We start from the raw sequence: 259 nt of genomic DNA on the forward strand, positions 1-259 counted from the left end.
CGCCTTGTCGACGGCCGATAGCAGCAGGTTCGCGGTGTCATAGCCCTGCGCCGCGTAGATCGACGGCAGGCGGTCGTATTTCTGCTGAAAGGCCGCGACAAAAGCCGCGTTGGCCTCATTGTCCAGATCCTTGGACCATGTGGAGGAGTTCTTGACCCCAACAGCCGCCTCGCCCACCGCTTGCAGGATGCCTTGATCAAAGCTGAAGGCCGGGCCGACCACGGGCAGATCGACGCCGCTGTCGGCATATTGCTTCAGG

At 62.2% G+C, this 259-nt stretch carries 1 protein-coding gene; it reads right to left on the reverse strand.

Annotation, left to right across the window (positions count from 1 at the left end):
* Window positions 1–259, reverse strand: a 259-nt coding sequence (locus R2R70_RS21245; protein ID WP_410979086.1) for an ABC transporter substrate-binding protein, incomplete at both ends; no start/stop codon positions are given.

Origin of the sequence: Cobetia sp. SIMBA_158, assembly GCF_046566945.1 — a bacterium.
In the GTDB taxonomy this organism is placed as follows: domain Bacteria; phylum Pseudomonadota; class Gammaproteobacteria; order Pseudomonadales; family Halomonadaceae; genus Cobetia; species Cobetia amphilecti.